This is a genomic window from Kineothrix alysoides (assembly GCF_000732725.1).
Lineage (GTDB): Bacteria > Bacillota > Clostridia > Lachnospirales > Lachnospiraceae > Kineothrix > Kineothrix alysoides.
Genome location: NZ_JPNB01000003.1, coordinates 244,961 through 259,850, shown reverse-complemented (window position 1 = coordinate 259,850; position 14,890 = coordinate 244,961). Strand labels below are relative to the sequence as shown.

At 44.3% G+C, this 14,890-nt stretch carries 14 protein-coding genes; all 14 read left to right on the top strand.

What is annotated here, in order from left to right; all coding sequences use genetic code 11:
* Positions 1-8: 8 nt before the first annotated feature.
* Positions 9-1,295 (top strand): trigger factor, encoded by a 1,287-nt coding sequence (tig, locus tag CC90_RS0121015; protein WP_031392683.1) that lies wholly within the window; start codon positions 9-11, stop codon positions 1,293-1,295.
* Positions 1,296-1,427: 132 nt separating this feature from the next.
* The gene (gene clpP / locus CC90_RS0121010; protein ID WP_031392682.1) at positions 1,428-2,027 is read left to right on the top strand and encodes an ATP-dependent Clp endopeptidase proteolytic subunit ClpP; all 600 of its coding nucleotides are present in this window, start codon (positions 1,428-1,430) and stop codon (positions 2,025-2,027) included.
* Positions 2,028-2,053: 26 nt separating this feature from the next.
* Positions 2,054-3,307 (top strand): ATP-dependent Clp protease ATP-binding subunit ClpX, encoded by a 1,254-nt coding sequence (clpX, locus tag CC90_RS0121005; protein ID WP_031392681.1) that lies wholly within the window; start codon positions 2,054-2,056, stop codon positions 3,305-3,307.
* Positions 3,308-3,563: 256 nt separating this feature from the next.
* Positions 3,564-5,939 carry an endopeptidase La gene (lon, locus tag CC90_RS0121000; protein ID WP_051869979.1) on the top strand — a complete coding sequence of 792 codons (2,376 nt, stop codon included), beginning with the start codon at positions 3,564-3,566 and terminating at the stop codon, positions 5,937-5,939.
* Positions 5,936-6,535, top strand: a complete 600-nt coding sequence (gene yihA, locus CC90_RS0120995) for a ribosome biogenesis GTP-binding protein YihA/YsxC (protein ID WP_031392679.1) — start codon at positions 5,936-5,938, stop codon at positions 6,533-6,535. Before lon ends, yihA begins: the two co-directional genes overlap by 4 nt.
* 52 nt (positions 6,536-6,587) lie before the next feature.
* Positions 6,588-7,811 carry a sporulation integral membrane protein YtvI gene (ytvI, locus tag CC90_RS0120990; protein ID WP_051869937.1) on the top strand — a complete coding sequence of 408 codons (1,224 nt, stop codon included), beginning with the start codon at positions 6,588-6,590 and terminating at the stop codon, positions 7,809-7,811.
* Entirely contained in the window at positions 7,808-8,791 is a 984-nt protein-coding gene (locus tag CC90_RS0120985; RefSeq protein ID WP_031392677.1) for a D-isomer specific 2-hydroxyacid dehydrogenase family protein, read from the top strand. Before ytvI ends, CC90_RS0120985 begins: the two co-directional genes overlap by 4 nt.
* A complete protein-coding gene (truA, locus tag CC90_RS0120980) occupies positions 8,792-9,532 on the top strand; it encodes a tRNA pseudouridine(38-40) synthase TruA (protein WP_031392676.1) in 741 nt (246 codons plus the stop codon).
* Positions 9,529-10,044, top strand: a complete 516-nt coding sequence (locus CC90_RS23480; protein WP_051869936.1) for a VanZ family protein — start codon at positions 9,529-9,531, stop codon at positions 10,042-10,044. Before truA ends, CC90_RS23480 begins: the two co-directional genes overlap by 4 nt.
* A 271-nt stretch (positions 10,045-10,315) precedes the next feature.
* Positions 10,316-10,879, top strand: coding sequence for an RNA polymerase sigma factor (locus tag CC90_RS0120970; protein WP_051869935.1), 564 nt, complete (start codon positions 10,316-10,318; stop codon positions 10,877-10,879).
* Entirely contained in the window at positions 10,872-11,951 is a 1,080-nt protein-coding gene (locus tag CC90_RS0120965) for a hypothetical protein (protein ID WP_031392673.1), read from the top strand. Before CC90_RS0120970 ends, CC90_RS0120965 begins: the two co-directional genes overlap by 8 nt.
* Before the next feature lie 25 nt (positions 11,952-11,976).
* Positions 11,977-12,663: a response regulator transcription factor gene (locus tag CC90_RS0120960; RefSeq protein WP_031392672.1), complete on the top strand. Its 687-nt coding sequence runs from the start codon at positions 11,977-11,979 to the stop codon at positions 12,661-12,663.
* Positions 12,664-12,910: 247 nt separating this feature from the next.
* Positions 12,911-13,792, top strand: coding sequence for an aldose 1-epimerase family protein (locus CC90_RS0120955; RefSeq protein WP_031392671.1), 882 nt, complete (start codon positions 12,911-12,913; stop codon positions 13,790-13,792).
* Entirely contained in the window at positions 13,726-14,877 is a 1,152-nt protein-coding gene (locus CC90_RS0120950; RefSeq protein ID WP_132038557.1) for a hypothetical protein, read from the top strand. Before CC90_RS0120955 ends, CC90_RS0120950 begins: the two co-directional genes overlap by 67 nt.
* Positions 14,878-14,890 lie beyond the last annotated feature (13 nt).

Below are 14,890 nucleotides of genomic sequence, written 5' to 3'. Positions count from 1 at the left end.
ATCACTTAATGAGCTTACAAGTAGAAAAATTGGAAAAGAACATGGCAAAACTTACGATAGAAGTTTCTGCTGAAGAATTGGAAAAGGCGATAGAAGGTGCTTATAAAAAGAATAGAAACAGCATCAGCGTCCCGGGCTTTCGAAAGGGCAAAGTGCCTCGTCCGATGGTGGAGAAGATGTATGGCAAGGAGATTTTCTACGAAGATGCTGCTAACGCATTGATTCCCGAAGCATATGAGAAGGCATTTGACGAGTGTGAGGAAGAAATCGTATCCTCTCCGAAGATTGAGGTAGTGCAGATCGAAGCCGGAAAGCCTTTTATCTTCACGGCAGAGGTTGCATTGAAGCCGGAAGTGAAGCTTGGCAAATACAAAGGCGTAAAGATTGACAAGGTGGACGCAGAGGTTACCGAGGAAGAAATAACTGCGGAAATCGATAAAGAAAGAGAAAGAAACGCAAGAAATATTAACGTGACCGATAGAGCGGTAAAAGACGGCGATATGACTGTTATCGATTTCGAAGGCTTTGTAGATGACGTTGCTTTCGAAGGCGGCAAGGGAGAGAATTATCCTCTCACTATAGGTTCGGGTGCATTTATCCCCGGCTTCGAGGAGCAGCTTGTAGGAGCAGAGCTTGGCAAAGAAGTAGAAGTAAACGTTACCTTCCCTGAAGATTATCAGGCGGAAGAACTGAAAGGGAAAGTTGCCGTATTCAAATGTACGGTAAAAGAAATCAAAGAAAAAGAGCTGCCTGAATTAGACGATGAATTCGCGGGAGAAGTATCCGAATTCGAGACTCTGGCGGAGTACAAGGAAGATATAAAGAAAAATCTTGTAGAGAAGAAGGAAAAAGATGCTAAGAATGCGAAGGAAGAAGCGGTAATCGATGAGATTATTAACGATTCCGATATGGAGATTCCTGAAGCTATGATAACCACGCAGCAGAGACAGACAGTGGATGATTTCGCACAGAGAATGCAGATGCAGGGCCTTTCCATGGAGCAGTACTTCCAGTTCACCGGCTCTAATTACGAGATGCTTTTAGAGCAGGTTAAGCCTCAGGCGGAGAAGAGAATCAAGTCCAGACTGGTGCTCGAAGCCGTAGTGGAAAAAGAGAAGATTGAAGTTTCCGAAGAAGAATACGTAAAGGAATCGGAGAAAATGGCTGAAGCATATCAGATGGAAGCTGAAAAAGTAAGAGAGATGCTCGGTGAGAAGGAAAAAGCTCAAGTTATGAAAGATCTCGCTATTCAGAAGGCCGTAGATTTTGTCGTGGAAAATGCGAAGGAAAAGTAAAGCATAAAAACTTTATAAAACAATTAAAATTCTCTTAATTCAGTGCCTGTTTTATTGCAAAAACAAATCGTGTGAATTATGATTAAAACATCTCTGACAGAGAAATAACGGATCAGGCTAGGAGGAATTAAAATGAGTTTAGTGCCTTATGTCATTGAACAAACGAGCAGGGGCGAAAGATCCTACGATATTTATTCAAGACTTTTAAAAGACAGAATTATTTTTTTGGGCGAGGAAGTGAATGATGTTTCCGCCAGTATAGTCGTTGCACAGTTGTTGTTTTTGGAATCGGAAGATCCTGAAAAAGACATACATTTGTATATTAACAGCCCGGGCGGTTCCATTACTGCGGGTATGGCGATTTACGATACGATGAATTATATTAAATGCGATGTGTCTACCGTTTGTGTAGGTATGGCGGCCAGCATGGGAGCATTTCTCCTTGCAGGCGGTGCTAAGGGCAAGAGAATGGCTCTTCCCAACGCAGAAGTCATGATTCATCAGCCGTTAGGCGGCGCGCAGGGTCAGGCGACGGAGATCGAGATTACCGCAAAGCATATCCTCGCGACGAAAGAGAAGATGGCAAAACTTATGGCGCAGAACACGGGTCAGGATTATGAGGTTGTTCTGGCAGATACCGAAAGAGATAACTGGAAAACGGCAGAGGAAGCCAAAGCATATGGCTTGATCGATAAGATTATCGAGAACCATGCCAGTTTGGAAAATAATTAATAATCTATAAAAACAGGGAGTTAACAATGGCAGGAAAGAATTCCGACGATATCAAATGTTCTTTCTGTAATAAGTCGCAGGATCAGGTCAAAAAGCTGATCGCAGGCCCCGCAGGAGTTTATATTTGTGATGAGTGCGTGGAGATTTGTGCGGATATTATTGAAGAAGAATATGAAGAAGAACCGGTAGACGAAGAAATGGATATCAATTTGCTCAAACCGGTAGAAATCAAAGAGTTTCTGGACGATTACGTTATCGGACAGGAAGAAGCAAAGAAGGTTCTTGCCGTCTCCGTATATAATCATTATAAAAGAGTAACAGCTCCCAGAGATAATGATGACGTGGAGCTTCAGAAGAGCAATATTATCATGATAGGGCCTACCGGCTCAGGCAAGACTTTTCTGGCGCAGACTTTAGCTAAGATTATCAACGTACCGTTTGCAATCGCAGACGCGACCACACTTACCGAGGCAGGTTATGTGGGTGAAGACGTTGAGAATATACTTTTGAAGTTAATACAGGCGGCTGACTATGATGTGGAACGTGCGCAGTATGGTATTGTATATATTGATGAAATAGATAAGATTACGAAAAAGAGCGAGAACGTATCTATTACGAGAGACGTATCCGGCGAAGGCGTGCAGCAGGCACTTCTTAAGATTGTGGAAGGTACTGTTGCCAGTGTGCCTCCTCAGGGAGGAAGAAAGCATCCTCATCAGGAGCTCATTCAGGTAGATACCACCAATATTCTGTTCATTTGCGGCGGAGCCTTTGACGGTCTGGAGAAGATTGTGGAGTCCCGTCTCGACCGCAGTGCGATAGGTTTTAATGCGGAGATTTCGACTAAGAGCACGAAAGACATAGGAGTGCTGTTAAAGGAAGTGACTCCTCAGGATTTGGTAAAGTTCGGATTGATTCCCGAATTTGTAGGACGTGTTCCGATCAATGTATCTTTGCAGGGATTGGATAGGGAAGCTCTCGTTCGTATTTTAAAGGAGCCTAAGAGCGCCCTCATCAAACAGTACCAAAAGCTGTTTGGTTTTGACAGCGTAAAGCTTACTTTTGAGCAGGATGCCATCGACGCGATTGCAGATAAGGCATTCGAGCGAAAGACCGGGGCAAGGGGCTTACGTTCCATTATGGAAAACGTTATGATGGATGTTATGTACCGGATACCTTCCGATGATACGATTGTAGAATGTGTCATAACAAAGGGTGCAGTGGATGGAACGAGCGAACCGCTGATCATTCATCGGGAAGCGATGCGTCCGGCTAAATAATATCTGCCTATGCTATGTAATATCAATGCTATATATTTGTAATGTTATTATGGCATGATATTTTAACGCCGCCTTGATAGGGCGGCGTTTTGTTCTATAATAAGGAAGTGCTCCTATTATAGAAAGATAGATGCGCAGCTACGCGCGCGGAACAAAAGCTGTGCTGCCGAAGTATTTGGCTGCGAGAGTGGGAGAAACACACTTTTGTTCAAGTTTAAATGAACACGAAATAAAACACACGGGAATGATGAAAAGAATGGATAAAGAACGTATAACGCAAAGTGTTTTGAACATAGAAGAAAAGCTGCCGGCAGTGGCGCTTCGGGGGATGACTATTCTGCCCGGAGCGATCATTCATTTCGACCTTAGCCGGAAGAAATCGATTCTGGCGGTGGAGGAAGCGATGACGCAGGACCAGAGGATATTCCTCGTTACGCAAAAGGACATGCAGGCGGAGGACCCCGGTTATGAGCACGTATATCCGGTGGGAACTATAGCCCTTGTCAAGCAGATTATAAAGGTGCCTAATAATATTGTTAGAGTGATGGTAGAAGGCATATCCAGAGGAAGGCTTATATCCTTTGCAGACAGAGAGGATTATCTGGAAGGTGCGATAGAAGTGATGGAAGAGCCGGAGGAGCTTAAAGGAACGGTGCAGGAAGAGGCGATGGTGCGCCAGATTAAGGATTTGTTCGAGGGATATGCTCTTTTTTATCCTAAGACGGGCGTTTCCTTAGAGCGACATCTCAACGATATTACCGGTTTGGGGCAGCTTTTGGATCAGCTTACAATCAATATGCCCCTTAGCTTCGACAAAAAGCAGTCGGTGCTGTCGGCGGTTGATCTGGAGGAACGCTTCGATACGCTCTCTTCCATATTAGCCAATGAAACTGAAATTGCCAAGGTGCGAACGGAGCTGACGGAGCGTATAAAAGGGCGGGTGGAAAAGAACCAGAAGGAATACCTGTTAAGAGAACAGATGCAGTTCATTAAAGAAGAGCTTGGAGAGGGCAATTCTTTTTCTGACGCGAGTCAGTTCGAAGAGGAGTTAGAAAAGCTGAAGGCTGATAAAGAGGTGAAGGATAAGATTCGAAAAGAAATATCGAGGTTTAAAAGTCTTTCGCAGAACAGCTCGGAAAGCTCCGTAGAACGGGGATATATTGAAACGCTGCTGGACCTTCCATGGGAGAAGAAGTCCAAGGATAACACGGACTTAACTAAGGCTGAGGAGATACTAAAGAGGGACCATTACGGCCTTGAGCAGGTAAAAGAAAGGATTCTGGAATCCCTTGCAGTACGTTGTCTTACGAAGCAGGGACAGACTCCCATCATCTGTCTGGCAGGACCGCCGGGTACCGGCAAGACTTCTATAGCGAAAAGCGTGGCCGAAGCGATGAACAAAAAATACGTGCGCATTTCGCTTGGTGGTGTAAGGGACGAGGCGGAAATCAGAGGACACAGAAGAACCTATGTGGGGGCAATGCCGGGACGCATCATTGCGGGACTTAGGCAGGCCGGAGTGAAGAATCCCCTGATGCTTTTGGATGAAATCGACAAGGTGAGCAGCGATTATAAGGGAGATACTTCCTCTGCGTTGCTGGAAGTGCTGGATGCGGAGCAGAATAATAAGTTTCGCGACCATTATGTGGAGGTTCCGGTGGATTTATCGGAAGTACTATTCATTGCCACAGCTAATTCTCTGGCGCAGATTCCCAGACCGCTTCTGGACCGTATGGAAATCATCGAGGTGACCAGCTATACCGCTAATGAGAAATTCCATATTGCCAAAGAGCATCTGACCGCGAAGCAGCTCGAGAAGAATGGTCTGAAAAAGGAACAGCTAATAATAAGCGACAGCGCCCTAAAGCGTATTATCGAAGGCTATACGAGGGAAGCGGGCGTCCGTGAGCTGGAACGTAAGATAGGCAGTATATGCAGAAAAGCGGCCAGAGAGATTCTCCAGCAAAATAAGACCAGCATTAAGGTAACAGTATCCAAGCTGGAGAAATATCTGGGGAAGGAAAAATACACTTCGGATAAGGCGAACGATAAGGATGAGATAGGAATTGTACGAGGTCTGGCATGGACCAGTGTAGGTGGTGAAACTTTGCAGATAGAAGTCAATATGATGCCGGGAAAGGGAGAGATTGACTTAACTGGTCAAATGGGAGATGTTATGAAGGAGTCAGCTATCACCGGTATGAGTTATGTGCGTTCTGTCAGCAAGGATTATAAGATACCGCAGGATACATTTAAAAAGAATGATTTTCATATCCATATCCCTGAAGGCGCTGTTCCCAAGGATGGACCAAGTGCAGGCATCACGATGGCTACAGCGATTCTGTCGGCCATAACCAATATACCGGTGAAAGCACAGGTAGCTATGACGGGCGAAATTACCTTAAGGGGGCGCGTGCTTCCCATTGGAGGCCTGAAGGAGAAGATTCTGGCTGCGAAGACAGCAGGTATCAAGACCGTGCTGGTACCGAAGAAGAATGAGAAGGATGTGGAGGAAATCGCAGGGGAAATCAAATCGGGGCTTTCCATACATTTTGTGGAAAACATGGGAGAGGTTCTCTCATATGCCCTTGTAAATGCAGATAGCCACATAGGGAAAGGAAAGAAGGAATGATAATAAAAAATGTCGGTTTGGAAACCGTTTGCGGCATTACCAGCAAGCTGCCGGACAATGTTCATATGGAGGTGGCTTTTTCCGGTAAGAGCAACGTGGGGAAATCTTCATTGATTAACGGCCTTATGAACAGAAAGTCGTTAGCGAGAACGAGTGCGCAGCCGGGAAAGACACAAACTATTAATTTTTATAATATTAATGATGAGTTATACTTTGTGGATTTACCCGGTTATGGCTATGCCAAAGCGAACGAAGAGGTGAAAGCGCAGTGGGGAAAGATGATAGAGAATTACCTGAAGAACAGCAAGATGCTGCGGGCAGTCTTTCTTCTAATCGATATTCGGCATGAACCGTCGCAAAACGACAGGATAATGTATGACTGGATATTAAATCAGGGATATAAACCGATTATTATCGCGACAAAATTAGATAAAATAAATAGAAGTCAGATACAAAAACATGTTAAAATGGTAAAGGAAGGGCTTCAGGCGGATTGGGATACCGTAGTGATACCTTATTCTGCACAGACGAAGCAGGGAAGAGAAGAAGTTTATGAATTGCTGGATGGCCTTCTGGATGCAGAGCGTTCGGAGTAAAGTGCGGCAAAGAGACTATAGGTAAAACTCTATCGGCAAGAGAGGTGTTCATATGAAACCGACAACGAAGACATATTTAAAGGTACTTATGAATCTGGGAATAGCAGTGATAACTGCGCTTTTACTCATATTGCTTGTCCCCAGAGTGCTTGTATTTTTCATGCCGTTTGTGGTCGGCTGGATCATCGCTATGATTGCAAATCCTATCGTTCGCTTTTTCGAGGAGAAGCTTAAGATAAAGAGGAAGGCTGGGACTGCGTTCGTCATCATATCTGTTATTGCTCTTGTTATTTTAGGCGGTTATGTTATAGGAGCCAAGATCGCTGAAGAAACGGTAGGGCTGATAAATGCTCTGCCTGATATCTGGGACGATATTGAGAACGATTTTAAAGCGAACAGTAAGAATTTGGATATTTTTTACAGCAGACTGCCGGAGGAAATCCGTACTTCCGTGGAAAGCATCGGTGAAGAGATGGACGGTTATGTAGGGAATTTGGTGAGTCAGGCGGGAACGCCCACCATAGAAGCCCTGGGAAACTTTGCAAGGCATTTGCCTACGGCAATCGTCGGTGTGGTCATGTGCCTTTTGTCCGCATACTTTTTCGTGGCGGAGAGAGAATTCCTTTCGGAACAAATGAAAAAGCACATGCCGGAGGCGGTGAGATACCGTTATTATATGATGTCACGCAGCTTCAAGCGTGCGGTGGGAGGATATTTCAAGGCTCAGTTTAAGATCGAGATATGGATGTATCTGCTTTTGGTCATCGGACTGTGGATATTGAAGGTGGATTATGTGCTGCTGATTGCGCTTGGCATTGCGCTGTTAGACTTTTTCCCGATTTTCGGAACGGGAACAGTGCTTATACCATGGGCTGTTATTAAGATGTTGGGTGCGGACTATAAAATGGCCGTAGGGATTCTCATCATCTGGTGTGTCGGACAGCTTGCCAGACAGATCATACAGCCTAAGATCGTAGGGGATTCCATCGGTATAGCTCCACTTCCCACTTTGTTTTTGCTGTTTATAGGCTATAAGATAGGCGGTGTACTGGGAATGATCATTGCAGTGCCTGTAGGTATTATTTTTATAAATATGTACGAAGAGGGCGTGTTCGATACCACTCTTAACAGTCTGAAGATACTGATGGCGAGCATTAATAACTTCAGAAGGCTGGAGCCTGAGGATATGTCCGCGGTAAAGAAGTATGAGGAAAGCCAGAGGGATAAGCTGAAGAAGCATGGAGAAACGGGCGGAGGAGAAAGTGATAGAAAATGAATGTGACAGTGTATAATTGCAGGGAATTCGATGAGGAAGAACTGTTCTTCCGGTATGCGAAGGAATTAGGAATTGGACTTACCTTGTGTCAGGATGCACCGGATATGGATAATATTTCTCTGGCAAATGGAAGCGAGTGTGTGAATATCATTACTTCCAAGATGACAGAGGAGCTTCTTGCAGGTTTGAAGGAAAACGGAGTTTCTTATCTGACGACGAGAACCATAGGCTATGACCATATAGACATGGAAGCGGCAAAGAACCTCGGAATCAGAGTAGGGAATGCTCCTTACGGGCCTCATGGGGTGGCAGATTATACGGTCATGCTCATCCTTATGTCCATCCGCAAGATGAAGCGCATTCTGCAAAGGGGCAGCATACAGGACTTTTCGCTGGAAGGGATTCAAGGAAGGGAACTGAAGGATTTGACAGTAGGAATTATCGGTACAGGAAGAATCGGAAGAACGGTCATTCACAGCTTGTCCGGTTTTGGCTGCAAAATGCTGGCGTATGACTTATATGAAAATGAAGAAGTGAAAAAAGAGGCTGATTACGTATCCTTGGAGGAATTGTGGCAGCAGGCGGATATCATTACTTTGCACGCTCCGCTGACAGAGGAAAACTATCATATGATAGGAAAAAGCACCATTAGTAAAATGAAGGACGGAGTGGTAATCATCAATACGGCCAGAGGAGGACTTATCGATACGGAGGCATTGATTTCCGGCATCGAATCTGGGAAGATCAGCGCTGCCGGATTGGATGTTGTGGAAAATGAATTCGGCCTTTATTATTATGACAGAAAATCGGACACTTTGGATAATCGGGAACTTTCCGTACTTCGAGGTTTTCCGAATGTTACCGTAACGCACCACATGGCTTTTTATACGGATGACTGCGTGGAAACGGTAATCAGAGATTCCCTTATGGGTTGTAAGCTATTCGTGGAAGGGAAAGAAAATCCGTGGGAGGTCGCATAATTGCGCAATATAAAAGTAATACTTCAATATGAGGGAACGCGATATCAAGGCTGGCAAAAGCAGGAGGGCGGCGGCAATACGATTCAAGGCAGGCTGGAAGCACTGCTTACTAAGATGTGCGGCAGTCCGGTGGAAGTGAACGGTTCAGGAAGGACCGATGCCGGAGTTCATGCGCTGGGACAAACGGCCAATTTTCATATCGATACGGATATGACACCGGAGGAAATCATGCGCTACATGAACGAGTATCTTCCTGAGGATATCGCAGTCATTCAGGCTCAGGAGGCTTCTGCGCGTTTTCACAGCAGGCTGAATGCCACTGGCAAGACCTATTGCTACCGGGTGCTAAACAGCAGCGTGCCGCACATATTTGACAGAAGATATGTATACGAGGTACCGGAAGTGCTGGATATGGAGGCTATGTGCCGGGCTGCGGATATTCTATGCGGAACACACGATTACAAAGCCTTTACTTCCACAAAAAAAGGAAAAAAATCTACGGTACGTACTGTAGAAGCAATAATTGTCACGAGAGTTGGAGATGAAATCCGGTTTACCTTTAAAGGAAATGGTTTTTTGTATCATATGGTACGGATCATGATGGGAACTTTGCTTGAGGTAGGGATGCACAAAAGAGAAGCGGCACAGATCAAAGAGCTTTTAACGTCTGGAAGGCGGGAAGAAGCCGGTATGTTAGTGCCTGCCAAGGGACTTACACTGGTGGAGGTTCATTATTCGTGAGTAAATCCAAGGTTTGGAATTTCAGGAGCTGGGATGCCAAACATATTAAAATAGTATTTTTTATTTATATTGCAATTGTCATAAAGGTTATCATATTCAAATATCCGTGGGAAAATTTGATGGCGATTGCAGGAACGTGGCGCAAGGGAATCGTTTTGGAGGGCTTGGACACTGCCAACTTTACATTGTTCAAAACCATAAGGATGTATATCGACTATTCGTATATGCTCAATAGTTTTGAAAATCTGGTGGGAAATGTGGCTGTATTCGTTCCCTTCGGGTTTCTTCTTCCGTATGTGAAGGAAAGCTGTAAGCGCTTCCTGATACTTCTTTTAAATGCATTTATCTTCGTGCTCGGAATCGAGGTTTTCCAATTATTCAGCGCTTTCGGAGCTTTCGATGTGGATGATATTCTGCTGAACTGCTTCGGAGCCGCGCTGGGCTGGATTGCTTTCGTAAAGTGGGAGGCTATTATGGATGACCGCTTGGGCAAGCGGAAGAAAAATATATGAAATTACAAAAACTGCATATTGCTTCGATAGAAAAAGTTGTGAAAATTTTGTGAATAATTAAAATTTTTGCAACTTTTTCTTATGGAAAAGCGTCTAATCTATTGGAGGTATTGATGATTATGAGCTTAAGAAAAAAAATAAGGAAAAAATAATTGATTTTTTTGCAGTATTTTTGTTTTCTGTGGGATATTAATTATAGATGAATGATAAGAAAAGAAAGATGAAAGATAACTCTAAAATAAATAGAAAGTATAAATGAGAGACCGTACATATGGACAAGAAAAAAGGGGATAAATTGTCTGTTTCGAAGGTAGCTGACACGGAAGCGTTACAGTTGAAAATAAACTTATACAGCGACATGCTGTATAAAATAGCATTTTTACAGCTTAGGAACAATCAGGACGCGGAGGATGTCGTACAAGAGACATTTTATCAGTTTATTAAAACGAATAAAGTATTCGAGTCGACAGAGCATGAAAAGGCATGGCTGATCAAGGTAACGCTGAACGGGTGCCGGAAAGTATGGCGTTCCGCATGGTACCGCCATACAGATGTTATGCCGGAAAAGGAAAGTGCATTGCATAGCGAGGAGAATTCGGAAAGCCTTATGGAAAGGGATGCACTCCAAAGAGAGCAGAATAAAGAAGTACTGGAAGCGGTGATAGGGCTTCCGAGAAAATACCGGGAAGTCATACATTTGTTTTACTTTCAGGAAATGAGCATAAAGGAAATATGCCTTGTTACAGAGAGGAAAGAATCTACTGTAACATCCCAGCTCACAAGGGGCAGGGAGCTGCTTAGAAAGAATCTCAAGGAGGAGTATCAGTATGGATGATTTTAAAAGTACTTATCAGTCGGCCATGCAGGATGTAAAAGAATTTCATATTGATGTTTCCAACTGTATGGATGAGAGCAGACATAGGCGGCGTGTCGTGAAACGGGCACAGAAAGCTACAGCTACAGCATTTTCTGCTATGTGCGTGATCTTTGTCTGTGGCTTCGGCTCCGTAAAGGCGGCAGAATATTTCCAGAATGTCATACGGGTGAACGAATGGGGATTCGAATCCGGCGACGCTTTCACTATGTCCAAGGGAGAAGCTGCCCAGAGCAGATCTTATGTGGTGGAGGAGGCGGTGGAAAAAGAGAAAGAAAGTCCAATGCTAGTCTCATCTCAGGATGAAAGCTTTATCGCGGGAGAGATTGCCGGTGAAAATGCTTCTGCGGAAATGCAAATGACAGCGGATGAGGCGAATATTGAAATGGCCGGCGTATCAGGCAATTCCGTGACCGGTAATTCAGCAGCGGATAGCCCGGCTTCGACAGTAGGAGATTCGGAAAGATGCAACTCGGTAACAGGCAACAGCGTAAGCGGTGACAGAGGGGCAAACGCTTCCTCGAAAGCAGAAAAACCTGTGTCAGGAAATATGGCACAGACCGACGGCACAGCGAAGAATCAGCTTTGGGAAAATGGCGAAGTTCCTGTATACCATTATGTTACATGGGAAGAATTTATAAGGAATGAAGATATTATATTTCCTCAGCCGTCTATAAGTATAGGAAAAAAGGTTGTATCTACGGAGGTTACAGTTTGTGGAAGCTGGGCGATGGTTCGATACGAGGCGGACGATAAAGTGCTTTGGATGGAAAGAACCGACTACTCGGATACTAAAGGGCACGAATCTTCCAAAATATTTCCGGGAGGAGTGACCAACGAAAGAGAGTACACGACGTCGGGAGTATATACTTATAAGCTTGTGGATTCGGTAAAGGAAAAGGATAGCGACAAATTGCAGATACATGCAGCGATTACCGTAGGAAGCTATGAGGTGTATATTGACTTTTTGGGCTTTACGGAAAGTGATGCAAAGAAGATTATGGACAATATAGATTTGAAACAGTATGAATAAGGCCCTTTAGAGAGGAGGAAACCAAATGAAAAATGTATTGATTTACAATCAGACAACGACAAACATGGAGGTTCTCAAGATTTTTCTGGCACAGGAGGGGTATCAGGTAATTGTGATGAACGCGCTGCAGGATGTGGTGCAAAGGCTAAAAAGCAGCGATATTCATCTTGTAATCATGGACATCGATTTTCCGAAAAGAGATGGGATCGAAAAGCTTAAAAGTGTTAGGAATGCAGAGAGAATGCCGATTATTGTATTATCGACTAACGATACGGAGCAAATGAAGATCGCGGCACTGGGTGCAGGCGCAGATGATTACGTCCTGAATCCGTATCACCCGTTAGAGCTTATGGCGAGGATCAATTCCCAATTCAGGCGTTACACTCAGCTTTCCAATATGTGCGAGAATATCAACCGTATTTATCGGGTAGACGATCTGGTGATTGATGATGTTATAAGAAAAGTGACGGTGGTGGGCAGGGAAGTGAAGTTAACACCTATTGAATACAAAATTCTGCGCCTGCTCGTTCAGGATAGAGGACGGGTATTTTCCATTGATCAGATATATGAATCCATCTGGAATATGCAGGCCATCGGTGCAGATAATACCATCGCCGTACATATTAGGCATATCAGGGAGAAAATCGAGAGTAATCCGAAGGAGCCTCATTATTTGAAGGTAGTGTGGGGAACGGGGTATAAGGTAGGCTAGGAGAGAAAAAGACAATCCATGTGAATCGAACATGTGGATTGTCTTTTTGTTAAAATAGGAAAAAGGATGCAGCACCAAAATACAGTTTTATCGCATTTTGTGTGCATACATGTTGCAGTCTGGCCGAAGGCTGAACTGCAATATGATTTGTGTGGATAAGGACGCTACAGGATTGTAAAAATAGAAAATTTAAACTATAATTGTGTTAATAAAAGTTTTATCAGGGAGTGGAAAAGGAGAAAAGAAGATGGCAATTTTTGAAATAAGTAACGGGAGGCTAACAGCCTCTGTGGATTCCCGTGGAGCAGAACTGAAATCACTTAGAAAATCGGAAAGTGGAAAGGAATATATGTGGTGCGCAGATGCCCGTTACTGGGGAAGGACTTCTCCCACATTGTTTCCTCTCGTAGGCGGTTTGAAAAACGGCGAGTATCGTTTGGACAATAAGACATATAAGATGGAAAAGCATGGATTTGTAAGGGATGTGGAATTTAAACTGGTGTCTCATGAATCTACAGAGCTATGGTTTACGTTCGAAGAGAACGAAGAGACAAAGAAGCAATTTCCTTTTTCTTTTCAGCTGAAAATAGGCTATCGCTTGGAGGATATGACCCTGAAAGTGCTATGGAGAGTGGAGAATCCTTCTTCCGAAGTGCTTTATTTTTCCATAGGAGGGCATCCTGCCTTTAATTGTCCGATAAACCGGGGTGAAAAACGGGAAGAATATTTTCTGAAATTTGATAAGGAAGATGAGATAAACTGCACTACAATCGGAGAGGACGGTCTGGTAAGCGGCGAGAAGCAAAGCTATAAGCTACAGGATGGATTGCTGCCGATTTCGGAAGAATTGTTCGAAAGGGATGCGATTATCATGGAAGACTATCAGATTCACAGAATAGCGCTCCTCACCCCTGACAAGAAGCCGTATATCACTACGAAATTCGATTTGCCCGTCGTTGCAGTGTGGGCTCCGGCAGGTAAAAACGCACCCTTCGTCTGCATAGAGCCATGGAATGGTATCTGTGATCACACAGATTTTGCAGGGACTTTAGAGGAAAGAAAATGGGGAAACGAGGTGCAGCAGGGAAAGAGCTTCGCTTCGGGATACGATATCACGGTGGAAGAATAAGAATGAAAGAAATAAATAAAAAGCTATGGATATCGGCAGCCATCGCTGTCACGGTGATGCTGGTGCTGGTCGTATTCGGGGTTCTGCACACATTTTCGGAGGATAGGGGGAAGAGTTCTTTTTATTCAGCCAGAGGCTTTTCCAACATGTGCGCTTACGAGGGAGTGGTGTACCGGGGTGTAAATGGAGTATACGGCGAGAGCATTCCCCAGCAGAGCAGCATTTTTACGATTCAAGAGGATAAAATTTACTATGTGGAGAAGGTGCAGGAGGCTTATGAGGGCGTGACGGACGAGTTGCTTTCCATAAAGTGTTCCGACATGAACGGCAGTAATGTGGAGGTGCTGGCCAAGGATGTTTTTCTCGCGGGTATGGGGCATGAAAAGCTGCTGGGGGATAAGCTGTTCTATGGCTATGAATATGATGACAGTTACCGGATGCGTTATGCCTATGTGGATTTGAACACGGGAGAGCGAAAGGAATTAAAAACCGATCGTATCGACAATATATTGGGCTATGACGGAAGATATGTGTACTATAATGGCTATGATGGGGCGGAGGAGAAGAATATACTGGGCCGCATCTATTTAAAAAACGGCAAGGATGAGACATTGACAGCTTATTCGCAGGTGGATGAGGTAGGATATATCGACGGCGTTTCTTTTTACGAGGGTAAGCTTTATTGCCTGACACTTGTGACGAAACCGGAGGGCTATGATTACCGAACTTATGAATATCAGATGCAGGTACGGAGTGGAGAAAGCGGCAAGGTGGAGAGAGAACTTCCGATAAGCTTTACGGGCTCTGCCAACTATTCTTTTCTCATCGAGAAGGGGAAGTTATATGCTTCCCTCGCCGGCAAAATTGTTATGCTTCCTGCTGATGGGAGCGGGGAAATGAAGACGATTGCTGCGATGAAGGCGGATGAATACTGGGGAATCCTTCATTTTGTTCCGGGAGACGGATATCTTTATTATGAAGCAATAGCGCAGGTAAATGAGGAAACGCAAAATAACGATTATTTTTATCGCGTTCCTATAGATGGTGGAGAATCCGAGCTTTTGAATGAATGGTTTATCATTTGAAAATAGTATCAGA

Bases quoted from the DNA above. Each gene is read 5' to 3' on its own strand.
- CC90_RS0120985 (WP_031392677.1), top strand. From the start codon at position 7,808: ATGAATGTGACAGTGTATAATTGCAGGGAATTCGATGAGGAAGAACTG.
- lon (WP_051869979.1), top strand. From the start codon at position 3,564: ATGGATAAAGAACGTATAACGCAAAGTGTTTTGAACATAGAAGAAAAG.
- clpP (WP_031392682.1), top strand. From the start codon at position 1,428: ATGAGTTTAGTGCCTTATGTCATTGAACAAACGAGCAGGGGCGAAAGA.
- tig (WP_031392683.1), top strand. From the start codon at position 9: ATGAGCTTACAAGTAGAAAAATTGGAAAAGAACATGGCAAAACTTACG.
- CC90_RS0120970 (WP_051869935.1), top strand. From the start codon at position 10,316: ATGGACAAGAAAAAAGGGGATAAATTGTCTGTTTCGAAGGTAGCTGAC.
- CC90_RS0120950 (WP_132038557.1), top strand. From the start codon at position 13,726: ATGGGGAAACGAGGTGCAGCAGGGAAAGAGCTTCGCTTCGGGATACGA.
- CC90_RS0120960 (WP_031392672.1), top strand. From the start codon at position 11,977: ATGAAAAATGTATTGATTTACAATCAGACAACGACAAACATGGAGGTT.
- yihA (WP_031392679.1), top strand. From the start codon at position 5,936: ATGATAATAAAAAATGTCGGTTTGGAAACCGTTTGCGGCATTACCAGC.
- CC90_RS0120965 (WP_031392673.1), top strand. From the start codon at position 10,872: ATGGATGATTTTAAAAGTACTTATCAGTCGGCCATGCAGGATGTAAAA.
- clpX (WP_031392681.1), top strand. From the start codon at position 2,054: ATGGCAGGAAAGAATTCCGACGATATCAAATGTTCTTTCTGTAATAAG.
- ytvI (WP_051869937.1), top strand. From the start codon at position 6,588: ATGAAACCGACAACGAAGACATATTTAAAGGTACTTATGAATCTGGGA.
- CC90_RS0120955 (WP_031392671.1), top strand. From the start codon at position 12,911: ATGGCAATTTTTGAAATAAGTAACGGGAGGCTAACAGCCTCTGTGGAT.